Source organism: Pseudomonas sp. IT-196MI5 (genome assembly GCF_949767415.1).
In the GTDB taxonomy this organism is placed as follows: Bacteria; Pseudomonadota; Gammaproteobacteria; order Pseudomonadales; family Pseudomonadaceae; genus Aquipseudomonas.
The window spans coordinates 115,253-136,973 of the sequence record NZ_CATKPZ010000007.1; the positions used below are offsets into that span (position 1 = coordinate 115,253).

The 21,721-nt window shown below is 57.4% G+C and carries 21 protein-coding genes; 1 reads left to right on the forward strand and 20 read right to left on the reverse strand.

Going from position 1 to position 21,721, the window contains the following annotated elements; all coding sequences use genetic code 11:
• Positions 1–84: 84 nt before the first annotated feature.
• The 10 genes from ACM6IK_RS05265 to ACM6IK_RS05310 all read right to left on the reverse strand — a co-directional run bounded on the left by ACM6IK_RS05265 (position 85) and on the right by ACM6IK_RS05310 (position 11,111).
• Entirely contained in the window at positions 85–1,911 is a 1,827-nt protein-coding gene (locus tag ACM6IK_RS05265) for a S9 family peptidase (RefSeq protein ID WP_414873448.1), read from the reverse strand.
• Positions 1,877–3,049, reverse strand: coding sequence for a pyrroloquinoline quinone biosynthesis protein PqqE (pqqE, locus tag ACM6IK_RS05270; protein WP_414873449.1), 1,173 nt, complete (start codon positions 3,047–3,049; stop codon positions 1,877–1,879). Before pqqE ends, ACM6IK_RS05265 begins: the two co-directional genes overlap by 35 nt.
• Entirely contained in the window at positions 3,021–3,296 is a 276-nt protein-coding gene (gene pqqD, locus ACM6IK_RS05275; RefSeq protein ID WP_414873450.1) for a pyrroloquinoline quinone biosynthesis peptide chaperone PqqD, read from the reverse strand. The genes pqqE and pqqD overlap by 29 nt, the downstream gene beginning before the upstream one ends.
• On the reverse strand, positions 3,293–4,045 hold the full coding sequence (gene pqqC, locus ACM6IK_RS05280; RefSeq protein WP_414873451.1) for a pyrroloquinoline-quinone synthase PqqC: 753 nt from the start codon (positions 4,043–4,045) through the stop codon (positions 3,293–3,295). The genes pqqD and pqqC overlap by 4 nt, the downstream gene beginning before the upstream one ends.
• Positions 4,046–4,182: 137 nt before the next feature.
• On the reverse strand, positions 4,183–5,094 hold the full coding sequence (pqqB, locus tag ACM6IK_RS05285; RefSeq protein WP_414873452.1) for a pyrroloquinoline quinone biosynthesis protein PqqB: 912 nt from the start codon (positions 5,092–5,094) through the stop codon (positions 4,183–4,185).
• 78 nt (positions 5,095–5,172) lie between these two features.
• On the reverse strand, positions 5,173–5,247 hold the full coding sequence (gene pqqA / locus ACM6IK_RS05290; protein ID WP_003444522.1) for a pyrroloquinoline quinone precursor peptide PqqA: 75 nt from the start codon (positions 5,245–5,247) through the stop codon (positions 5,173–5,175).
• Positions 5,248–5,406: 159 nt separating this feature from the next.
• Positions 5,407–7,836, reverse strand: a complete 2,430-nt coding sequence (pqqF, locus tag ACM6IK_RS05295) for a pyrroloquinoline quinone biosynthesis protein PqqF (RefSeq protein ID WP_414873453.1) — start codon at positions 7,834–7,836, stop codon at positions 5,407–5,409.
• Positions 7,837–7,874: 38 nt separating this feature from the next.
• Positions 7,875–8,669 (reverse strand): carbon-nitrogen hydrolase family protein, encoded by a 795-nt coding sequence (locus tag ACM6IK_RS05300; protein WP_414873454.1) that lies wholly within the window; start codon positions 8,667–8,669, stop codon positions 7,875–7,877.
• 12 nt (positions 8,670–8,681) lie between these two features.
• On the reverse strand, positions 8,682–10,364 hold the full coding sequence (locus ACM6IK_RS05305) for a flavin monoamine oxidase family protein (RefSeq protein ID WP_414873455.1): 1,683 nt from the start codon (positions 10,362–10,364) through the stop codon (positions 8,682–8,684).
• Positions 10,365–10,649: 285 nt separating this feature from the next.
• The gene (locus tag ACM6IK_RS05310) at positions 10,650–11,111 is read right to left on the reverse strand and encodes an Lrp/AsnC family transcriptional regulator (protein WP_007980298.1); all 462 of its coding nucleotides are present in this window, start codon (positions 11,109–11,111) and stop codon (positions 10,650–10,652) included.
• A 128-nt stretch (positions 11,112–11,239) separates the two neighbouring features.
• Here ACM6IK_RS05310 and ACM6IK_RS05315 point away from each other — a divergent pair, with 128 nt between their 5' ends.
• Entirely contained in the window at positions 11,240–11,920 is a 681-nt protein-coding gene (locus tag ACM6IK_RS05315) for a peptidase M41 (RefSeq protein ID WP_414873456.1), read from the forward strand.
• Between the two features lie 15 nt (positions 11,921–11,935).
• Here the strand turns inward: ACM6IK_RS05315 and ACM6IK_RS05320 are convergent, their stop codons facing one another.
• The 10 genes from ACM6IK_RS05320 to ACM6IK_RS05365 form a co-directional block, all read right to left on the reverse strand.
• Positions 11,936–12,067 (reverse strand): hypothetical protein, encoded by a 132-nt coding sequence (locus tag ACM6IK_RS05320; RefSeq protein WP_414873474.1) that lies wholly within the window; start codon positions 12,065–12,067, stop codon positions 11,936–11,938.
• Complete coding sequence (locus ACM6IK_RS05325) at positions 12,057–12,659, reverse strand: nucleotidyltransferase domain-containing protein (RefSeq protein ID WP_414873457.1); 603 nt, start codon at positions 12,657–12,659, stop codon at positions 12,057–12,059. Before ACM6IK_RS05325 ends, ACM6IK_RS05320 begins: the two co-directional genes overlap by 11 nt.
• Positions 12,660–12,727: 68 nt before the next feature.
• Positions 12,728–13,048, reverse strand: a complete 321-nt coding sequence (locus tag ACM6IK_RS05330) for a DUF3077 domain-containing protein (RefSeq protein ID WP_414873458.1) — start codon at positions 13,046–13,048, stop codon at positions 12,728–12,730.
• Between the two features lie 622 nt (positions 13,049–13,670).
• Positions 13,671–14,759 (reverse strand): hypothetical protein, encoded by a 1,089-nt coding sequence (locus tag ACM6IK_RS05335; protein ID WP_414873459.1) that lies wholly within the window; start codon positions 14,757–14,759, stop codon positions 13,671–13,673.
• Complete coding sequence (locus ACM6IK_RS05340; protein ID WP_414873460.1) at positions 14,759–16,438, reverse strand: AAA family ATPase; 1,680 nt, start codon at positions 16,436–16,438, stop codon at positions 14,759–14,761. The genes ACM6IK_RS05335 and ACM6IK_RS05340 overlap by 1 nt, the downstream gene beginning before the upstream one ends.
• Positions 16,439–16,643: 205 nt before the next feature.
• On the reverse strand, positions 16,644–18,074 hold the full coding sequence (locus tag ACM6IK_RS05345) for a restriction endonuclease subunit S (protein ID WP_414873461.1): 1,431 nt from the start codon (positions 18,072–18,074) through the stop codon (positions 16,644–16,646).
• Positions 18,071–19,612, reverse strand: a complete 1,542-nt coding sequence (locus ACM6IK_RS05350; protein WP_414873462.1) for an N-6 DNA methylase — start codon at positions 19,610–19,612, stop codon at positions 18,071–18,073. Before ACM6IK_RS05350 ends, ACM6IK_RS05345 begins: the two co-directional genes overlap by 4 nt.
• Complete coding sequence (locus ACM6IK_RS05355) at positions 19,609–20,310, reverse strand: protein phosphatase 2C domain-containing protein (RefSeq protein ID WP_414873463.1); 702 nt, start codon at positions 20,308–20,310, stop codon at positions 19,609–19,611. The genes ACM6IK_RS05350 and ACM6IK_RS05355 overlap by 4 nt, the downstream gene beginning before the upstream one ends.
• A complete protein-coding gene (locus ACM6IK_RS05360) occupies positions 20,311–21,015 on the reverse strand; it encodes a hypothetical protein (RefSeq protein ID WP_414873464.1) in 705 nt (234 codons plus the stop codon).
• 2 nt (positions 21,016–21,017) lie between these two features.
• Positions 21,018–21,650 (reverse strand): hypothetical protein, encoded by a 633-nt coding sequence (locus ACM6IK_RS05365; protein ID WP_414873465.1) that lies wholly within the window; start codon positions 21,648–21,650, stop codon positions 21,018–21,020.
• Positions 21,651–21,721: the final 71 nt, after the last annotated feature.

The following is a 21,721-nucleotide window of genomic DNA, read 5'->3' on the forward strand; positions in this document are numbered from 1 at the left end:
ACAGAATTTGTGCATGTCACAGAGTCTGTGGGAATGGGCTTGCCCGCGAAGGGGACGCCACCGTTTCGGCAAAGAGCGCGGGTTTCAGTCCACTAAATCCATCACCCGCCGATAAAACAACCACTCCTGCTCCAGCGCATGGGCCTGGTTACCGGCCTTGCGAAAACCATGGCGTTCATCGGCGTAGTAATGCGCTTCGACCAGGATGCTGTTGTCCTGCAGCGCCGTGACCATGTCGCGGGTCTGCTGCGGGACGACCACGGCATCCAGTTCTCCTTGAAAGAAGATCACCGGTACGCGGATGTTGCTCGCATGTAGCAGAGGCGTGCGGGCTGCGTAGCGTTCGGCATCCCGCAGAGGATCGCCGATCAACCAATCCAGATAGTCGCTTTCGAATTTGTGGGTCGTGCGCCCCAGCGCCACCGGATCGCTGACCCCATAGAGACTGGCGCCAGCGCGGAACACGTTGTGAAAGGCCAAGGCGCAAAGGGTGGTGTAACCGCCAGCACTGCCGCCGCGGATGAACGTTTTGTCGCCATCGATCAAGCCACGTTCGGCGAGATGGCTGACCACCGCGCAAGCGTCTTCGACATCCACATCACCCCAGCTCAATTGCAGCGCCTGACGATAGGCCCGGCCATAACCGCTGCTGCCGCGATAGTTGAGGTCGGCCACGGCGAAGCCCCGCTGGGCCCAGAATTGAATGCGCGGATCGAGCATCGGGTAGCACGCCGACGTCGGTCCGCCATGGATGAATACCACCAGTGGCGGTTTCGCCTCGCCGGTCATCGCCGGGTAGAAGAAGCCGTGTGCTTCGCCTGAGCCACTCGGGTAGCGCAAGGTTTGCGGGCGGCTGATCTGGTCGGGAGCAAGCGGTGCGATGCCGCCGGCCAGCACTTGTACTTGCCGGCTCTGGCGGTCGATGGCGATGACGGCGGTTGAACTGACGGGCGACGCCGCGATGCAATAGATGAACTGCTCATCCACGGCGAGATGGCGGAAGCGGCTGTAGGCGCCAGTGAAGTCTGCGCTGGCGTCGCCGCAAATACCCAATCGGCCAAACCCGCCTTCGGTCCAACTGGCCAGATAGCTGTTTTCGTTCAGCGGCACCCAGGTGCAGCCGCCAAGTTGCCAGGGCGCGGGACCATGGTCCGCGGTGCTACATGGCAACGGACTCAGGCCATTTGCAGATTCTACGAATGGCTGCCAGTATCCGGCGCGATCCGTCAGGCAATACAAGCGGCCGTCGGCGTCAAACCGAGGTTGTTGCACAGACTCTTGAACGCCGTCGCCCGCCACACAAAGGGCCTCGGCGAAGCCGCCGTTGGCGAGGCGTTCGGCAACCATCAAGCGGGTTGCTGTCCATGGCTGATCCGGGCGACTCCACTCGATCCAGGCCAGGCGCCGGGTATCGGGACTCAGTGTCGGTGCGGCGTAGAAATCAGCACCCTCGGCCAGCAGGTGACGAGCGCCATCGAGCAGATCGATCGCCACCAGTCGGTGTTGATCGCGATGCTCCTCGACTGCCAGCACCTGCCCGTTGGCGAACTGCAGATCGCCATAACGGCACGCACCGGACGTCAGCCTTTCGGGCGTTTCGCCTTGCAGTGATTGCCGATACAGTTGCTGGTCTGCCTCGTTGACGAAAACAATACCGTCATCCGTCAGACAAAACGCTCCGCCGCCATATTCGTACACGCGACTGCGTACGCTGAACTCCAGTGGCGTCAGACATTTCGCTGCACCGTCACGCCAATGCCAGATCCGGCACGCCGCGTCTTCGGGTCGGTACTCGTTCCAGAACAGGCCCTGTCGACCGACCTGCAATTCGGCAAAGTCGATACCGGCGGCCACGGCTTTGGCAGCGCTGAAAGGTTCAGCTTTTGACGATGAGGCGTGAGTTTCGTTCATTTCGAAAGGCCAGTTGGTCGATGGTCTGGGTCGCGTGCCCGGCTTCTTCGCGAGCCTTGAGGATCACGCCGTGTTGTGGCGACTTGCTGCACACCGGGTCGGCGTTACTGGCGTCACCGGTGAGCATGAACGCCTGGCAGCGGCAGCCGCCGAAGTCTTTTTCTTTCTCGTCGCAGGAGCGGCACGGCTCGGGCATCCAGTCGTAGCCACGAAAGCGGTTGAAGCCGAACGAGTCGTACCAGATGTGCTGCATGCTGTGGTCGCGTACATTGGGAAATTGCACCGGCATCTGTCGGGCACCGTGACAGGGCAGGGCGGTTCCGTCTGGCGTGACCGTCAGAAAAATACTGCCCCAGCCATTCATGCAGGCTTTCGGGCGCTCTTCGTAATAGTCCGGGGTGACGAAAATCAGCTTGCACGGATGCCCTTCGGCTTCGAGTTTGGCGCGGTACTCGTTGGTGATGCGTTCGGCGCGCACCAGTTGCTCTTTGGTCGGCAAAAGGCCGACGCGATTGAGTTGCGCCCAGCCGTAGAACTGACACGTGGCGAGCTCGACGAAGTCCGCTTCCAGAGCGATGCACAGCTCGATGATGCGGTCGATCTGGTCGATGTTGTGTCGATGGGTCACGAAATTCAGCACCATCGGATAACCGTGGGCCTTCACCGCCCGGGCCATTTCCAGTTTCTGCGCAAAGGCCTTTTTCGACCCGGCCAGCAGGTTGTTCACCTGTTCGTCGCTGGCCTGGAAACTGATCTGAATGTGATCGAGACCGGCTTTCTTGAAGTCGCTGATTTTCTGCTCGGTCAGGCCGATGCCGGAGGTGATCAGGTTGGTGTAGAAACCCAGCCTGCGGGCCTCGGCAATCAGCTCGGCGAGGTCCTGACGTACGAGCGGTTCGCCACCGGAAAAACCCAACTGCGCGGCGCCCATTTCCCGCGCTTCGCGAAATACCTTGATCCACTGTTCGGTGCTCAGCTCCTTGCCTTGCTCGGCGAAATCCAGCGGATTGGAGCAGTACGGGCATTGCAGCGGGCAGCGATAGGTCAGCTCGGCGAGCAGCCATAGCGGCAGGCCGACCTCGGGTTTGGGCGGTACTTGCACCGATGAATCAGGCAAGGGTGATCCAGTGCTGTGCACGGGCAACCTCCATGAATTGCTCGATGTCGTCACCGAGCTCGGGCACGCCGGGGAACTGTCGGTCGAGCTCATTGATGATCGCCGCGACATCCCGTTCACCGTCAATCAAACCACCGATCAGCGCGGCACTTTCGTTGAGCTTGATCATGCCTTCCGGGTACAGCAGCACGTGGCCTTTCTGTGCCGGTTCGTACTGGAAACGGTAGCCAGGACGCCAGGTCGGGGTCTTGCTGCGATCGAAACTCATAAGGTGATTCCTTTGTGCCAGACCCGTTCCCCGGTCACGCTGTGATACGGCGGGCGTTTCAGTTCGTAGGCCATGCTCATGGCATCGAGCATGCTCCAAAGAATGTCCAGTTTGAACTGGAGAATTTCCAGCATGCGCTCCTGGCCTTCACGGGTGGTGTAGTGCTGCAACGTGATCGCCAGACCGTGCTCGACATCACGTCGTGCCTGACCCAGGCGCGTGCGGAAATACTCGTAGCCGGCCGGGTCGATCCATGGGTAGTGCCGGGGCCAGCTGTCCAGGCGCGACTGGTGGATTTGCGGGGCGAACAGTTCGGTCAGCGAGCTGCTCGCGGCCTCCTGCCAACTGGCACGGCGGGCGAAGTTGACGTAAGCGTCCACGGCGAAACGTACGCCGGGCAGCACCAGCTCCTGGGAACGCAGCTGGTTCGGGTCGAGGCCCACGGCCTGGCCCAGGCGCAGCCAGGCTTCGATACCGCCGTCTTCACCGGGCGCGCCGTCGTGGTCGAGCAGGCGCTGAATCCATTCGCGGCGGATCTCGCGGTCAGGGCAGTTAGCCAGAATGGCCGCGTCCTTCAGGGGGATGTTCACCTGATAATAGAAACGGTTGGCGACCCAGCCCTGGATCTGCTCACGGCTCGCCCTGCCTTCGTACATCGCCACATGGTAGGGGTGATGGATGTGGTAATAGGCGCCCTTGGCGCGCAGGGCGGCCTCGAATTCGGCGGGGGACATTGGGGTGTCGGTCATTGCGGTTCTCCAGGAACAACCATAGAGGTGTAGTGCTTGTACCGGCCTCTTCGCGAGCAAGCTCGCTCCCACAGTTGATCGCGTACCCCTGTGGGAGCGAGCCTGCTCGCGATAGACCGCGCAGCGGTCTCGGCTACTTACAACACAATACTCATGCCGTCATACGCCACTTCCACCTGGCGCCGATCCAGCTCAGCCCGCTCCGGCGAATTCTCATCGAGAATCGGGTTGGTGTTGTTGATGTGGATAAGTACTTTGCGCTGGTTGGGCAATTGCTCAAGCACTTCGAGCATGCCGCCAGGGCCGTTCTGTGCCAGGTGGCCCATCTCGCGACCGGTACGGGTACCGACGCCGCGCCGCTGCATTTCATCGTCATCCCACAAGGTTCCATCCACCAGCAGGCAATCGCTGCCGGCCATGATTTCCAGAAGCGGTGCGTCGACCTTGCCCAGCCCCGGCGCGTAGAACAGTTTGCCGCCGGTGTTGAGGTCTTCGACGATCAGGCCGATGTTGTCGCCCGGATGCGGGTCGAAGCGGTGCGGCGAGTACGGCGGCGCGGCACTGCGCAAAGGCAGCGGGGTGAAGCGCAGGTTCGGGCAGACGGGGATGCTGAAGCTTTGATCGAGTTCGATACGGTTCCAGTTCAGCCCGCCGTTCCAGTGAGTCAGCATGTTGAACAGTGGGAAACCAGTGCTCAGGTCCTCGTGGACCATGTCGGTACACCAGACCTGATGCGGGCAACCCTCGCGCAGCATGAGCAGGCCGGTGGTGTGGTCGATCTGGCTGTCCATCAGGATGATCGCGCCGATCCCGGTATCGCGCAGGGCACGGCCCGGCTGCATCGGGGCGAAGCTCTGGAGTTGGGCGCGGATGTCCGGGGAGGTGTTGCACAGCACCCAGTTCACGCCATCATCGGAAATCGCGATGGACGATTGCGTCCTCGCCTTGGCCCGCAGGCTGCCGTCACGAAAGCCTGCACAGTTCACGCAGTTGCAGTTCCACTGGGGGAAGCCGCCGCCGGCAGCGGAACCTAGAATCTGGACAAACATGGGCGCTCCATCATTTCAACGCTGAAAATAAAACGCCTCGGGATAACCGAGGCGTTAGCTGCAGTCTGCCAAGGCAGATTAGCGGCTGGCGAAGTACATGGTGACTTCAAAGCCGATACGCAGGTCGGTGTAGGCAGGTTTGGTCCAGGCCATGAGTTGAACTCCTTCAGGTGGGGGTGAGACAGCGCTGTCTATAGGTATAGTCCACCTCAAATCAGAGATGTTCCAGACAGTTAGGTGGCTATGTTACTCAAAATTTCGAAGGGATTGTCCGTGAAACTTTGAGAAAGCGCCTTGCAGCCCCGGTAATGATCATTTTGTCGTTTGCCATGGCGCCCCTGGGGCAACGCTGTTGGCAAGGCACAGCCAGCCACCCTCGGCCTGAGTCAGGCGTTGGGCCGCAGCCATTAGAGCGGTTCGGTCAATGCGCACAATGGCCTCGGGCAAGTGCGTCAGATAATCCGACGAACGGCCGGCCAGTTTGCCCTGCCAGAGCAATTCGGCCGCTTGACCCGTGGTGAGCGTAGCGCTGGAAAACTGATCCGCCAGGGCTTGGCGTTGAGCGTTGAAGGTGGTGTCGTCGAGCGAGTTGATCAGCTCCGGCAATCGATTCAGGAATTGCTCGATGTTTTGCAGCAACTCCACCGGCGCAACGCTTGGCGATTGCACACCGAACAGCAACCCGGTTTGGCCGTGAATCTGCCGCAGGGCGCTGAACACCGCATAGCCGAGTTGCAACTCCACCCGCAGGCGTTGGTAGAAGGGTGTCTGGCAGACATGCGCGAGCAAACGCCACGCGGCTTCGTCGGCCATTTCCTGAGTGGCAGTTGGACAGAACAGCAGCAACGCGTGCTCACTGGAGGCGGTATCGACAGTGCTCCACAGATGCTGTGCAAGGATCGAAGAGGGTGGCGTCGGTTGATTGTCCGACGTGCCGGGTATGCGGCTCAAGGCCAGGCCCATGGCCGCTTGAGTCTGAGCCGATAACCCGATGGCCAGCCCATCCCATCGCGCACTCGACCAGAGTTGCTGCAGGTCATCCGAGCTCGCGCAGTGCCCGAGGCAGTGTTCGGGCAATACCTTGAGCAGTTGTCGAATCGGTATTGGCGCAATGCTGGTCGATTCGGATTGTGAGACAGCGGCATCGGGTTTTCTCAGTTCTTTCAGCACATGCTCCAGGACGCTGGGCATCGGCTCCTGTAGCCCGGTCATTTTCAGCAGCCATTCGTTGCCCGACGCGCTGAAGGAAAAATCCACACCGGCCTGGTGCGCGTCTTCGCGCAACGGTTGCAGGTGGTTTTCCAGTCGTGATTGAAGATGGCTGCCGGGAGCCGAGTCCAGGCGCCAGCGCAGATAAATCGCACCTTCAGCACCGCTGTCCGGCCATGCCTGGCTGAATTGCATCGGCGAATGTTCACGACGGCTGCGCGAGCGATCCTGGGCAAAGGTGCGCAGGCCGCGGTGGGCGCTGGTCTGGCCGCGAATCAATCCGGCGTTGGCTGCCGGTGCTTCGCAGCGCAAGAACGGGTTGGGTGCTGGCAATTGCCAGGGGCCGCTGAAGTTATCCACAGCGCCGATTTGTTTGAGGACTTGCTGGAGGGCTGTAACGCCTTGGTCAGATAACCCGACTTCGCGTTGCTCGCTGTCCAGTCGGGCCAGTTGCAAGGCGCTGCTGACTTGCTGCTGGCGCTGGAGCAGGGTTGCGTACTCCTCGCGCAAACGGTTCCAGTCCTGCCCGGCGAAGAAGCCCAGCCAATCCATGAGCTGCTCGCGAATCCCGGTTGCCAAAGAGTTGGCGGGCAATGTGAACTCAACGTGCAGCAAGGCTTGCCCGGCGAATTGATACAGCGACTCGGCCTTCAGTTTTTCGGCCAATCCACGCTCACGCAAATCCGCCAGCAAACCGCCCGGTTTCTCGGCATTCAGCCAGTGACACAGAAAATCCAGTGCTTCGGCGGCGGAGTCGGGTAGCGCTTGGAGGGCAAACAGCAAATCCAGTCGGTGCTCGCCAGCCTGTTGATAACTTTTGCCTGGAGTCGTCATCAGCGGCGCGGGGGATAGTTGTGGGACTTTTTTACCTTGGCCAAGGACACGGCCAAATGCCTCGGCCATCGCCCTCAATTCATCGAGACTCTGCGGACCGGCCAGGCTCAAGGTCATCTGTCCTGTTTGATAGAACCGCTGATAAAAATCCTGCAATGCCTGCTGAAATTCGGGTTGCGACACCGGGAGGCTGTCGCGATTGCCGGCATGGAAACCTCGCAGCGGATGAGCCTCGCAAAGGCCATCGAACAATGCCCGCTGTTGTTGCGCCACCGGATCCTGCGACCAGGCGACAAATTCCGCCTGCAGCACTTCCAGTTCCCGCTGTTGATCGTCCGGATTCATACGTGGATGGGCGAGCATGTCTGACAGACGCTCCAGCCCACCGGTAAACGCTTGGGGTGGCAGTTCGAAAAAATAGTCCGTGGTGCGTTCACTGGTCCGCGCATTCACTTGCCCACCATGGCTCTGGACGTAGGCCATCAGCCCTTGGCCCGCAGGAAAACGCTCAGTTCCCAGAAACAGCAAATGCTCAAGAAAATGCGCCAGGCCGGGCCACGCCAGCGGCACATCATGGCTGCCCGCTGCGACCCGCAACGCCGCCGCGCAACGCTTCAGGTTCGGGGCATGACGCAGCGTCACCCGCAGGCCGTTGGCCAGGGTTTCAGTGTGGGTGCGAAGGGGATTCAGCGCGGGCATGGGCACTTCCAGAACAGTGAAGTGCCCATGCTAGCGGATTAGGACTTGTTCAGCTCGCCGTAAAGCTCGGGACGACGATCGATCAGGTAGCGATTGGCGGCGCGGGAATCGACCATCAACTGACGATCCAACTCACCGACAATCAATGCTTCATCAAGGCCTGCCTGAGCGATACGGCTGCCATCCGGTGCGGCGATGCTGCTCTGGCCGCAATAATGGATGTCGCCTTCATGGCCGCAGTAGTTGGCGTAAGCCACATAGCATTGGTTTTCGAAGGCGCGGGAGCGCACGGTGACGTCGGCGACGAAATCGAACGGAATCATGTTGGCAGTCGGCACCAGAATCAGCTCTGCACCGGCCAGAGCCAGGCGCCGGGCGTTTTCCGGAAATTCCAGGTCGTAGCAGATCAGGAAACCGAGCTTCCAGCCATTGAGCTCAACGATGGGAAACTCGTCTGAGCCGGCGCTGAACATCGAATGATCCAGATCGCCGAACAGATGGGTCTTGCGGTAGTTGCAGATGCGCTCGCCGTTAGAGTCGATCAACTGCACGGCGTTGTAGATCTGCCCGTCCTCGGTGCGCTCGGGATAGCCATACAAAATGGCGATCCCGGCAGCCTTGGCAATACGCGCAACCTGCTGCGCAGATTCGCCGTTATGCACCTCCGCCAGCACGCTGACGGCATCGACGCCGATGTTGTAGCCGGTCAGGAACATCTCCGGCAACACCAGCAAATCGGCGCCTTTGGCTTCCAACGCCAGCTGCTGCAGGCGTTGCAGGTTGCCGACGACATCCAGCGGCAGCGGTGGACATTGGTAAAGGGCTACGCGCATTTCGGAATCCTCTTACTCGGGCAGGGCGATCGGTCCGATCTCGTTGAACACATCTCCTGGACCCGGATTCTCGGCGTGAGTTGCACCGCCGAAGTGTTTCATGATGCCCCACACTGCGTTGAGCGAGGTCTGCACCGCGCCTTCAACCCAGGCCGGCGTCCACGAAACATCGTCGCCGGCAATGAAAATCCCGCGCTGTTCGGCAGGCATGTCGTCCTGCATGAAGTGTGCGTACATGCGCTGGTTGTAGCGGTAGTGACCGGGCAGGGCGCCTTTGAAGGCACCGAGGAAATGCGGGTCGGCTTCCCAGGACACGGTGATCGGATCGCCGATGATCCGCGCGGCGATGTCGACTTTCGGGTAGATCTTCTTCAACGCATCCAGCGCCAGTTTCACGCGTTTTTCCACCGGCTGCGGCAGCATTTTCAGCGCGTCGCTCATCCACGAGTACGACAGGCAAATCACCCCGGGCTTGTCGTCGCCGTTGTCGAACAGGTAAGTGCCGCGGGTCAGGCGATCGGTGAGGGTCATGCTCATCAGGTCGCGGCCGGTTTCCGGATCCTTGTCCTTCCAGAACGGGCGGTCGACCATCACGAAAGTCTTCGACGATTGCATGTAGCGAGTGCGGTCCAGGGCCATCCACATCTTTTGCGAGAACAGGGTTTCGTCGCATTCGATCTGGGTGGTCAGCAGCCAGCTCTGGCAGGTGGTCAGCACTGCGGCGTATTCGCGGGTGTCGCCCCAGTTGTCGGTGACGGCGAAACGGCCACCCGGTGCGTGGGCAATCTTCTTCACGCCGGTACGCGGTGCGCCGTTGTGTAGCGAGCTGAGGCTGGTGCCCGCCGGCCAGTGCGCGCAACGCTCCGGCACATGGCGCCAGATGCCCAGGGGCACCTGTTCCACACCGCCGACCACCAGATGCTGATGGTCGTCGCAGTTGGTCATGACCACGCGGAAAATTTCCAGCATCGAGTTGGGGAAGTCGGAGTCCCAGCCGCCGGTGCCGAAACCGACCTGGCCGAACACTTCGCGGTGATGGAAGGAGAGCTTGGCGAACGCCTTGGAAGTGGCGACGAAGTCGTAGAAGGTGCGGTCGTCCCACAACGGCACCAGGGTGTTCCACAGCTCTTTCAGGCGTGGCACGTCACGGTCGCGAATGGCTTGCTGGATATCGGAGAACTGCGAACCGGCTTCCAGGGCATCGGCCCAGGCGTCAGCCACTTCCTGGAACAGTGCAGGAAGGTCCGACAACTTCTGTGCGTAATGGGTCTGGCCTTCGAGGTCGATCACCGTGCTGCCCGAAGCCGGCGTCAGCGGGTTCGGGAATGGTTTGGTTTGCAGGCCGAGCTTGTCGACGTAGTGATAAAACGCGGTGGACGACACCGGGAAGCGCATCCCGCCCAGTTCGGCAATGATGCCTTCGGCGCCATTGAACGCCTGGGAACGCAGGCGGCCGCCCATTTTCGAAGCTTCGTAGACGACCGGTTTCAGGCCCAGCTTCATCAGCTCATACGCCGCCACCAGGCCGGCGATCCCGCCGCCGACAATCGCCACTTCGGCACCGTGACTATGCTCGGGAATGCTGCCCAGCCCGGCCGGGTGTTCGATCCAGTCGTCGAAGGCGAAAGGAAAGTCCGGGCCGAAAATGGTGACTGGTTTCTTACCGTCTGCAGGATGGCGATTGTTCTTGTTCATGACTGACCTTACTGGCGACCCGACGCGGAATGCGCATCTGAGTATAGGAAAAGATGCCAGCCATTCTAGAGAGCACGGAGCACGTTAATAAGACGCAAAGTGTCGTCGTTTTGCCATTTATTAGGTCATTATGACAATGTAACTGCGCACAATGCCCACTGTAGGCGCTGGCGTGCCAGCAAAGAGGCCGTGGAATTTTGTATCGAAGGTCCGGACGCCTTCGCCGGCAAGCCGGCTCCTACAGGTCTTTGCTTGCCTGCCAGATACCCAACTTCACGGCAAAACTCAAACCGGCTGCCCCCGATCAATCTTGCTGCTCAAGATGATCGAAGTGGTGGTCTTCTCCACCCCATCCACACTGCCAATCTGATCCAGCAACTGATCCAGCTGCTCCGGCGAATCGGTGCGCAACCACGCTACATAATCAAATTCGCCACTCACCGCACACAACTGCTGCACCTGCGCCATCGCGCTCAGGCGTCGCAACACCTCCTTGCCGGAACGCGGTTGCACAGTGATCCCGACATACGCCTGCAACCCGCCATCCACCACCCGCTGCCCCAGGCGCACACCGTAGCCGGTGATCACTTTGGCCTTTTCCAGCCGCGCCAGGCGCGAAGTGACCGTGGTACGGGCGATGCCCAGTTGCCGGGCAAGCATGGCCACGCTCTCGCGGGCGTTGATCTGCAGGGCCGCGATCAACTGGCGGTCAATTTCATCGAGAACAGGGGGGCGGGTGTCGGGCAACGGCGTGGCTCCAGAGGCGTGAATCAATGGTCCAGCATGTTACAGGCTCGTTCGACGCGACGCTTGTGGCCGAAAGAGAGTGGGCAATCGGCTAAGATTGATGCAGTCGAGGGTGAGAGGCCAAGGATATGACAACGAAGCTGCCTGCTGCTGTACGGGACCGTGCATTGCAGATCGCCCATCACGAAATGGGGCACTACGTGGTAGCCCGCGCCCTGGGATTTGAAACGGGCGGCGTGACGCTGACAGTGACCGAGGATTTGCGGCACCAGGGAGGGGCCTCCATTACGTTGGTGCGCCCCATTTCGTCGATGCAAGCCATGAAGGAACATCTGGAAGCCCGGATGATGGTGCTCCTGGCTGGTGCCATGGCGCAGACACTGCCTTCAAAACCTTCAGCCGCAAAACGCGTCGATAAGCGGCAAGCGACAGCCATCCTCAAAGGCGAGCAGGGGGCGGAACAGGATTACGCAAAAATCAGGGAGCTTCAGCATCTGCTGCGCAACATCGCCTGTCCCGATACCGATCCAGCGTCGACTGAACGCATAACGGCGCAGCTCAAAGCGATGACTGATCGGGTGTGGGATCGGACGCAAAAAATCATCGAGGATCAGGCCGGGACGATTGCCGAATTGGCCGGGGCGCTGGTGGACGCAATGGCCATCGTGGAGCAGTGGGGAAGGGCGGCGGATACGTATGAAGTCGCGTTGACGGGGCAGATGCTGGAACGGCTGCAGGCAGTGCAGGCTATTCCTTCGCTACGTGTTTGGACTGACCGTTGCGGTGATGTCGTTCAGCACTGGAAATAACGAAGGGGCGAAGTGTTATTTGCTCGCGAGCATAGCGTCTTGCACCCGTGGCAACAGTGCATCAGTCGCCGCTAACAGTTCAGCCAGAAGGGTTTCGTCCACATCCATATAACCTTCGTACTCAGCCAGATTGTCGTTACTGCCCATCGAGCACCTCTGCTGGATTGCGGCCAATCAAATCAATTTTTTCCTGTTGCTCGACCCGCACTACAAAGCTGTTGCCGGCCGCCTTCTTGGCTTGCCAGTCGGCCAAGGTATAGAGCGTTGGGTTAATGGTGCGGCCAAGCTGTTCCTCTACGGGCAGTACCCGCTCCATCAAGTCGCTGTAGCTGAGATGTTCGCCAATCAGCATCAGGTCAATGTCACTGCCTGCATGCTCATTGCCCTTGGCAATGGAGCCATAGATGAACGCCCATACCAACTGATCATTCAGCGGAGTCAAGGCCGCACGCAGCTGCTCTGCAATGCCAAAAGTCTTACGCACTATCCCAAGCAATTCTGCATAGATGGGGCACTCGGGGTTGGCCTGGTAGTGCGTCTGATTACCCCGTCGACTCATGGTGAGAATGCCTGCGCCATGCAGACGCTCCAGCTCACGCATCAGGCTGCCCTTGCCGACCTGCGCCCAGCGGGATATTTCATTGGCATAGAAGCTCTGATCCGGTTTGCCATACAGCATGCCCAGCACTTTTTGCTGAGTGGCCGTAAAGAGAGCATCGCTGAGTGGGATGGCAGGCATGGTTGACTCTATAAGTCCCAAAAAGGGAACGATAGGTCCCTTTTTGGGAATTTTCAACTCTGCCGTGATTATGTGTTTTTCGATGGGTCTGCTTCCTTTCTCGTTTGAACAGGCCGCCGCGTCAGCACCTTTACCACATCATCAATCAGCGCTTTGCTCATCGTCGTCAGGTAATGCGCGGCCCAGGCGTGGCGATCGGAGTCTTGGGCGTAGGCGGCGTCCACGGTCAGGGACTTGGCGAGAAACAGCAGGTCGGAGGCCTGGGCCAGGGCGTCGGCAATGGGGACGCCGCGACAGACGTGGAACAGCGGCTGGTCCGAGAGATACAGGAAAGGGGTGAAACCGACGGTTTTGAGTTCTGATGGTGAGGGCGGATTTGTCTTAGTCATGATGTTGCTCCTAGGTTCGAGGAGCTGCCACTTTCGTTACCACACGAAAAGGTGGCAGCTGTACGCAGGGTGGTAAACCGGGAACCAAGGAAACCGGCACGCCCGAAGGCGTCCCACGCACAGCCGCCATAACTCAAGATCACAGACGTTATAAACGTCCGAATTCATGCTGAAGGCACAGTTGCGCTGGTTTCTCCGGGTTACCACACCCGATCACTGCATCGGCAGTGACATCGGGAGACTATCCCGTTGAAGAAACGCGTAACAAGGCGGCAAAGTGCCCAAAAGCAAGATTCGGAGTTTGCCTACAAGGTCTGCGGGCGTCATCTGATATTGTGCGACGTTCGGTAGAAAAAGCTACGCGTCAGATTCGCAAAAACTGAGAGTTGCGCGGCTTTCTTGTTCGGTGGACCCACACCCACTTGAACCGTGGAGCAAAGGATTATGAGGTGCCGGGAAACGCCGTAAGCCCAGTAAAATCTGGCGTAGCTCAGCGTAGGTACATTTAGCTGTAAGTAGTGTGGTCTATGGGGGTAAGCGTGTTTACGCGTAATTAGAAAAAATCACGCGTGTACCGATGCTGTACCTCTTTTTCGGTTGAATGTCGGCAAGGTACAGGCCCTCAGATACCATATGTTGTTTCAGCATCGCCATTTGGATCTAGGGTTGCATGACAAAGAGTTCGGAGTTGCTCCAAGTCCGTGTCGGCCATTCGAAGTAAGGACCTATACAGCAAGTGGCGCCAGTAGTTAAATGGTGTTCTTCTCTCAAATTGCTTCCTTGCATGGGCTTTGGCTGTGAGGGAATGCTTAAAGGCTGCTAGATCTGTACAGTCTAAATCTTCAGCAAGCTTTACTTCTACAGAGCTGAACTCTCCTTCAATACGCTCCTTGATTCGATACACCTCATCCCAAGTCGCCAATTTGCTTTGATTTGTAAGTGGTTGAGGTGACATGCTCCAGGTAACTCCTGGCGAGATATCTTGGAGATCGATATTTAGATTTACTTGTCCTTGAAAGTTTTCAGTCCAAGGGTCGAAACACATACGCCGCTGTCCGGCTAAATTGTGCAAAAGGTCTTTAGCGAGTTTGGCTTTTGAATTGCACGTATTACAAATGGGCATCAGATTGTCGGGATCGATCCCAAATTGCGGATATTTTTCCTTCGCCAATAAATGGTCATATGGTGCCCTCCATTGCTCATTTGCAGCAATCCTACCCCGTCGTTGCGCGAGATATTCTGTCGCGCATATACCACAGACATTGCCATTACCCGGCGGATGAATAGCGCTGTAACGATTGTAGTGATCCATGACGGTTTCTCCGCAAGCCTGCGTGATTCCGGCAAGCGTAGAGCTACTTTTGAATAGATGTGTAGTCAGATTCCTCAGCTCGACATTTACTGCCTCTGGAATCTCCTGTGTCGCGGCAATGGGGTCTGTGAAAAGTTGCCTTACGCTAGACGCCGTGCGGACTCCAAGATATAGCTGAAGCCTGCCCTCATCATCAAGAGCTCTAATAGCGACTGCGAGTGCCTGAAAGCAAGCATCCGTAGCGAGATTTGCTTGAGCTGCATTCCAAAGCCCATAAGGGAGAGTTGATTCATCGATGGTTCGTCCTGAACAACTAGCAAGGAGCGCTTCACGCACAAGTGCGTTTAGGCCTCTAAATACAGCGCTCGGGGCAAGGCCTGCTCTTACGGGAAGTAACATCAGACCTCCAGTCGCTTTAGTAAATAGGCGCGCTCCATCGACTCGCCAAGCTGCTCTTCGATCCATTGTCGCTTGTGAGCGTTATCCATATTTACGTCATTAAGGTGGCTGCGAATTTCATCAACTGCTGTTTGTGATATCGCAGATCGGAGGCCGAAGAATTTCTTAATTAGGACTTCAAACGAAGCCCCAAAGGTTTCGCTGGACGGTGAGGCCATGGCCGACTGGCCATCAATCCTCTCGAATCGATAGACAGCCTCGCGATGCAAGGACGAAATCAAGAATGGTGAGTGTGTTGAAATCAAAGCTTGCGAGGTAACTAGCCCGCGACCTGCTTGCTCAAACCCTAGGTGATAACGGGTGCGCCAGCTCGGGTTTAGATGCGTTTCGGGCTCGTCGAATATGAATAATGATTCGGCGTCGCCAAAAAGCCTTACCGCACCAATCGTGTGGAGCAGCTGAGCTTCTCCGTCACTCAAATCGTCGATTGGTGCAAAGTGCTCTCCATCAGACAGCTCCAGTTCGACCACAGTAAGCGGCAGCTTACCCTTAAGCGGCTTTTTGACATGTTCGTCTAAGGCGTCATCTCGAAGTACTTTTCGTATATTTGGTGACCATTGCCCAACGCCTAACAATTGCAGCTTGTAGAGTTTCCAGAACAATCGGGCGGGATCACGATATGTTTCTCTTAGCTGCTCGACGACATTAGGGGTCATGAAGTCGATCGTGATTTCGGCGCGCAGATAATCGAGTTCGTATAGCTCGTACTGTTCATCTGTAGTCCGGGTCGATAGGCCTCGTATGCTCCCGTCCCCCACTGCGCGTACTAGCTGTTTGAGATCTTCGATGCTGTCTTGCTCTACAGGGACACGCCGCAAGTCGTACTGCAGGACTACTTTGCGAGGATGCTTCATTCGGATCTCTGGCCACAGCACATCGCGCTCGGCATCGCTCAATAACCCAAGGGCCGCAACCACCAAATTAGTGCAGTCGTAGTCTAGAAACAGTGAGCTTGGTAGCGGAGTGTCAGCTTCTCGCGTGTGCAGTGGATCATCCATGTCGCTCGCCGATGGAGCACCGAAGATACCTGGAAAACGCCTTCTGTACTTATGGTTGATTTGTTCGAAACCGTCCGCATCGACATTAGGTTGCGCTAACTCGATACGACGTCGAGACCTAGTGCTCATTACGTCAAAGTACTGTAAGGCATTGCGCATGAAAGAGCGTTGCAGGTTCTCGTTTAAACCGGAGGCATAACCTATCAAACGAGGTAAAGGCAGCTCCGCGAGTATGCAGTCTTCCCCATGTGACCATTGCGCTGTAACGTCATTTACATCAATGGCGACAGTAGGTATGAAAACGCTGCGGCAGACCAGAATTGACTGGTCAGCTTCAAGTTGTACCGTATAGCGTTTGAGTCGTTCTCTGTCATTGCCATCTTCTGACCACTCATAGGTCAGATTGAAGCGATAATTTAGGATTTTTCGAACGCGAAAGTCGGTCCGCTTCCTTCGCTCCAGATAGGCAAAGACTTCTGCGATGAGCTCCATCAGCTGCGACTTGCCTGACCCGTTCAAGCCAATAAGTGCGATTACTTTTCCTGGGGCGTCAGAAAAGTCAAACCGCTGATTAGCCAGTCCCTTGTACTGACCAAACAGTTCGAAGTGCAGAAGCTTCATTTCGGCTCACCTGTTCCACTTTTAACTGACCGAGGCTTGTTTGATCTGATTGTTTTGCTGCGCATTATCGAGCAACACAAGAGCTTGCAGACTAGGCCAGAGGAATCAGCTTGCCGTGAATGGGCAGTCGCAAGCTGCTCCGAAGGCCTAAGCATAGGAATGCTCAAAGACATGCTTTGGCTTATGTGGTCGACACGCTGCAGCATCAGGCGTTTTTCCTTGCGCGTTTGTCCTTGGAGGCAGCAATGCGTTGGGCTTTAATGCGCTCCAGCAGCACGCTGGCAGGTTCGTCGTTCGGGTCTTGGGGCACCAGTTCACCACGGAAGGCTTTGGCCAAGATGCTTTGCGTCAGGTGGTCAATATGGGTTTTGGCCGCGGTGACTTTGGCTTCCAGTTGATCGGCGAAGGCAAAGAGCTGTTCGACTCGGCGGACGATTTCGGATTGCTCTGCAAGGGGGGGGATAGCAATAGGATATGAAGCAAGGCTTCCAGCAGATAAGTTTGGTTGCGCAGAGCCATTATCAAACTGCGAGATTAAGTTTTTTCCCTGAGGGCTGGTTAAAAATAAATAAGTAAATCTAGGAAGCAATAAGTTGCTGGTCCTGACAATTACCAAGGATGAAGCAATGGCGCCCTCGGTAAGTGGGTCGACAAAAGCGGTTTTTCCCATTGTTGCACCGCGTAAACAGTATACCAAGTCCCCGTTTTTTATCTTTCCACTTCCGAGAGAGTCAAATTTTTTCTTGGTGATAAAGTTCATCCTATCGGCAGAGAGCGTGCCGTTAGGGTCTATATGCCCTGTATTAATGAAGGGGATGCCCTGCTCAACATATTCTGACTTGTTTGGGTAGTTCTTTCCTCGATCGCCATTTATTAGTGAAACTGCAACGCCAAACTTTGCCCATTGCCATGCACTTGGTGCATTGAAGTACTTTTCTTTGGTCTCAATCGCACCGAGTTCAAGCTCTTTTTCGGAAGGTATATCAATTGCCTTTGCATTTGGAAATGCTTCTCTCCACTCATTCGTCAACCGTCCAGAAACTGCTGCGGCGAGGACGGATTGACGGAAGCGTTTGAGCAGGGTGGGGGCAGCGTCGATGCGGGCTTTTAGAGTGTCGACTTGGAACAGTAGTTCATCGAGTTTTTTGGCGATGCGTATTTGTTCTGGGAAAGGTGGTATGGGTACTGTAAACGACCGAATAATTTCGGTATTGAGATTTACCTGTGTTACACCTTGTTTGTGTTTGTCTATTACTGCTGGGCGTAGCCAGTCAAAGTAGTAGTAAAAATAATTTGCGCAAAAGTGTTCCTCGATGTTGGGGAAAGTCACAAAGCCATCGTGAATGCAGCCTGCAATTTTCAGTATTTTCGGGATACATACGCTTGCGCTGTTTGAGAGTATCAAGCCACCTGGTTGAATCAATCTGCTTTTATCAGCCCCCGCCTCCGTAACGCCTTCAGAAGTTTTCGTTAAAAACTTCCCTTTTTCTGCATTAATATCTCGGATTGAGATCCAAGGAATACTCCCGCCAAAATAGCGAGGATCACCTTTAGGGCGTGGTGAAGCACCACGAGAAACATCAATGTAGTCTCCGAGGACTATTTCTTTCCATTGAGGAGGGCGTGGGATATTCATTCTTTGGTATCTCCGATCTGCAGCCCCATCACCTCAGCCATCAATTGCTTCTGCGCCGCCACTTCATCTCCAGCACCCAAGGCCTTCATTAGTTCTTCCAACTCATGCAATGCCTCGGTTAGCTCAGCCATAGCCTCACCCGCCAGCACTTCCGGCGCCGGCAAGTCATTAGCGTCCAGACTATCCGCATCTTTCAACCAACTGATATCCAGCGAATCCCCACGCTGTTCAATGTACTCGCGAGTAAACACCCGGAAGCGGCTCAGCTCACCAATCCCCTCAACATTCTCCGCACGCGGGCTATTGCCATTGGCATCCACCCCGTACGCCTCTTCGAAAGGCTTGAGGTGGACCGCGCCAAATGGCGTGCGCTTACCAAAACTAGGCATATTGCTACGCAAGTCGTACACCCATACACGCTGCGTACAACCTTGATCCTGACGCGGGTTATCGACACTGCCTTTCTGGAAAAACAGCACGTTGGTCTTCACGCCTTGAGCGTAAAAGATCCCCGTCGGCAACCTCAGTATGGTGTGCAGGTTGCACTTGTCCATCAGGTCGCGGCGTACGTCGGTGCCGACGCCGGCTTCGAACAGCACGTTGTCCGGCAACACCACGGCGGCACGGCCACCGGGTTTGAGGCCGCGATAGATGTGCTGCAAGAACGCCAGTTGTTTGTTGCTGGTCTTGTAGGTGAGGTCATCACGGGTCGGGCCGCCGCCGCCCTTGGCGGTGCCGAACGGTGGGTTGGAGAGGATGACATCCACTTTCGGCAGATTGGCGCCGGTTTGGCCGAGGGCGTTGCCCAGGTGCACCACGCCTTCTTCGTCACCTTCCATGCCGTGCAGCAAGGTGTTCATCAATGCCAGGCGACGGGTGCCGGGCACCAGTTCTACGCCGACAAAGGCGCGGTTGCGCTGGAAGCTGCGCGCCTTTTCGTCGAGGTCGTAGTGGTCGTCGGTTTGGCTTTTGATGTAAGCGTCTGCGGCAATCAGGAAGCCCGCGGTGCCGGCGGCCGGGTCCTGAATGACTTCGCCCGGTTGGGGCTTGATGCAGTTGATGATGCTGTCGATCAACGGACGCGGGGTGAAGTACTGGCCGGCACCGGATTTGGTTTCGCTGGCGTTCTTTTCCAGCAGGCCTTCATACAGGTCGCCGAGGCCGTCGCGGCGGGCGCTGAACCAGTCGATGCCGTCGAGGCTTTTGATCAACTGTTCCAGGTGGCGCGGCTCTTTCAGGCGCGTCTGGGCATCGGCGTAGATAGCGGCGATCAGCGGGTCATTGTTTTTGCCCAGGTCGAGCAGCATCTGCCGGTAGTGGTTGAGCAGGTTCAGGCCGGACTTGCTGTTCAGGTCCGGCCAGCGCGCGCCTTCGGGCAGCTTGTGGTTGAAATTGTCGTTGTTCTGAACCTGTTCGAATTCCATCTTGATGAACAGCAGCAGCACCAACTCGGTGACGTAGTCGCTGTAGTTGATGCCGTCATCACGGAGGACGTCGCAAAGGTTCCAGAGTTTCTGGACAATGTCGCTGTTGGTCATGGGGCGCGCTCTAAAAAAATGGGCTTGGGGATGACGCTCAGGCAACTGATGTCGTCATCGGTGGGCGGGGCGGGCAATTGGCCGTCGCGCAAAAAAATCTGTTGGGTCTGGGGGCATAAGCCGGCCCAGAAGCCATCGCTCGCCAGCAACCAGTGTTGGTTCGGGCGGGCAGGCCAAAAATTGATGTCAGGGTTGCTCGTGCGCCGGGCGCTGAAGCAGCGGGTCAGGCTGTGGCGTGATGAGTCCCGGGCAATCTGCGCAGGGGTGAGGTCACCCTGCCAATTGGGTGCGCAATGTACAGCACTCAGCCAGTTGATTTCACTGTCCTGATCAATGACGCCCAGGCAGCAGTCGCCTTCATGAATTGTGAATGCCGCATCGGGGAGCAGGCAAAGCAGCAGATAGCTGCAGGCTGCCAAGGGGAAATCGCTCCGCAGTGTTTGATGTCGGGTGTTGATGATCTGCTGGAGAGCGCTGGCCAGTTGCTCTGCGTTCAGTTCTTGCGTCGGTAACTGGCCAAAACCCTGAGTCAGATCATTCAGCAAGGCATGAGCCAATTCACCGCTGCGAGGGTGACTGCTGCTGCCATCGGCGATCAGGTAGAGGCTGGCGTTTGCCTGCGCGGCATGGGCGAAGGCATCGCGGTTGTCCGTCGTGTGGCTGCCGGCCTGGGTGTGCCACTTCACGGACACGAGCATTCAGGCGGTTACCCGGACAATGTGGTGCAGGCGGTCCCAGATGATCTGCTCGCGCTCGTCGTCACCACGCGCAGCATCCTGCACCAGATAGCCGAAGTCGTTGTTTCCCAGCAGGCCTGCCAGCGTTTGGCTCAGGTAGGCGCGAAGATCCGGGGCGGCAGATTCTACTTCGGCCAGCAATTCCTCCCGGCCGTTCACCAGATTGAGAATGTCCTCTAGGTCCTGGCTGCCCAGCGGGTTCTGCGCACCGCGACCGGCGTAGGCTTCCAGTTTGCTGCCGAGGAAGTAGGGCGGGCTGAACAGGCGAATGCGGCAGCCATTGGGTAACTCATGCCACTGCGCGTTGGCCAGACCGTCGCTGAACCAGCGGTTGTTGCAGCCCAGCAGGTTGGCGGTTTCGGCATCTTCGGGCATGAAGTCGACTTTCAACTCGCCTAGGCGCAGGCGGCAAATGACCTCGTCCTGCGGCGATTGCTTGAAGCCTTTTTGCTTGAGTTGTGCCACCAGCGTTTGCCATTGGGCGTAGCCGGTCAGGTGCACCACCAGATCCACGTCGTCGGTGTAGCGCACCTCTTCCAGAGTGAATTCGTCGGTCAGCAGCAAGGCTGTCGTGCAACCACCGACGAAGGCAACCTCTTGGCAAAGCTCCTCGCCGAGCGCCTTGGCGACGACTTCGAGCATCTGGATGTTTTGTGTGCGGCTCATGGTCAAAGAATCTTCTCGCGCAGCAGTTGGTTCGCCAGGTTGGCTTCGCGGGCGTTGCCCAGGCGCACGGCATCTATCAGCGCCAGGTATTCATACAAACGCGGGTCTTTTTTGACTGCACCCGGGACGGTCTTGAACAGGGGCGTGATGGACTGGCCTTTGCGAGTGCCGTAGGCGTCTGGCCAGACGTGGATCAGGTCGCCGCCGCTCATCAACTTGCCCTGCAACACGGGGGCGGAAAAACTGGTGGGGATGCCGCGGACCATTTCGGCGGGCTTGACCGGAAACACATAGCGCAAGCCGTGCTCAATAAAGCCCAACAGTGCCTTGCTGTTGACCCGAGGCAACTGGGTACTTGGGTCCAGGCGTAATAACCCAATCTGCTGGCAGCGTTTGAGTGCTGAGGCAACTTCGGTTTTGCTGATGCCCAGTGAGGCTTGTAAGGCGCGCACGGAGTAGCTGTCATGGTGCACGGGTGGGTCTTGTTCGGTGTGGTCTTCCCAGCCTTGCCATTGCTCGGCGCTGTCGCTGAGCTTGAGCAGTTCTGCTGTTTCGCTGTCGAGTTGCTGTTGCAGGCGCTCGCGCTGCTCCAGGCAAATCAGTTTGATCAGCAACAGTACGTCTTGACTCTTCATATGGCCTCAGCTAGCAACTGTCCTCTGTCCTGGGACTGAGGACAGTCTAGGCTTTTTTGCCCGGTCACTGT

Coding starts and splice junctions, on each gene's coding strand:
- ACM6IK_RS05335 (WP_414873459.1), bottom strand. CDS start 14,759: ATGTTACTTCCCGTAAGAGCAGGCCTTGCCCCGAGCGCTGTATTTAGA.
- ACM6IK_RS05340 (WP_414873460.1), bottom strand. CDS start 16,438: ATGAAGCTTCTGCACTTCGAACTGTTTGGTCAGTACAAGGGACTGGCT.
- ACM6IK_RS05345 (WP_414873461.1), bottom strand. CDS start 18,074: ATGAATATCCCACGCCCTCCTCAATGGAAAGAAATAGTCCTCGGAGAC.
- ACM6IK_RS05325 (WP_414873457.1), bottom strand. CDS start 12,659: ATGCCTGCCATCCCACTCAGCGATGCTCTCTTTACGGCCACTCAGCAA.
- ACM6IK_RS05365 (WP_414873465.1), bottom strand. CDS start 21,650: ATGAAGAGTCAAGACGTACTGTTGCTGATCAAACTGATTTGCCTGGAG.
- pqqD (WP_414873450.1), bottom strand. CDS start 3,296: ATGAGTTTCGATCGCAGCAAGACCCCGACCTGGCGTCCTGGCTACCGT.
- ACM6IK_RS05350 (WP_414873462.1), bottom strand. CDS start 19,612: ATGACCAACAGCGACATTGTCCAGAAACTCTGGAACCTTTGCGACGTC.
- pqqC (WP_414873451.1), bottom strand. CDS start 4,045: ATGACCGACACCCCAATGTCCCCCGCCGAATTCGAGGCCGCCCTGCGC.
- ACM6IK_RS05355 (WP_414873463.1), bottom strand. CDS start 20,310: ATGCTCGTGTCCGTGAAGTGGCACACCCAGGCCGGCAGCCACACGACG.
- ACM6IK_RS05305 (WP_414873455.1), bottom strand. CDS start 10,364: ATGAACAAGAACAATCGCCATCCTGCAGACGGTAAGAAACCAGTCACC.
- ACM6IK_RS05265 (WP_414873448.1), bottom strand. CDS start 1,911: ATGAACGAAACTCACGCCTCATCGTCAAAAGCTGAACCTTTCAGCGCT.
- pqqF (WP_414873453.1), bottom strand. CDS start 7,836: ATGCCCGCGCTGAATCCCCTTCGCACCCACACTGAAACCCTGGCCAAC.
- ACM6IK_RS05320 (WP_414873474.1), bottom strand. CDS start 12,067: ATGGGCAGTAACGACAATCTGGCTGAGTACGAAGGTTATATGGATGTG.
- ACM6IK_RS05360 (WP_414873464.1), bottom strand. CDS start 21,015: ATGAGCCGCACACAAAACATCCAGATGCTCGAAGTCGTCGCCAAGGCG.
- pqqB (WP_414873452.1), bottom strand. CDS start 5,094: ATGTTTGTCCAGATTCTAGGTTCCGCTGCCGGCGGCGGCTTCCCCCAG.
- ACM6IK_RS05315 (WP_414873456.1), top strand. CDS start 11,240: ATGACAACGAAGCTGCCTGCTGCTGTACGGGACCGTGCATTGCAGATC.
- ACM6IK_RS05330 (WP_414873458.1), bottom strand. CDS start 13,048: ATGACTAAGACAAATCCGCCCTCACCATCAGAACTCAAAACCGTCGGT.
- ACM6IK_RS05300 (WP_414873454.1), bottom strand. CDS start 8,669: ATGCGCGTAGCCCTTTACCAATGTCCACCGCTGCCGCTGGATGTCGTC.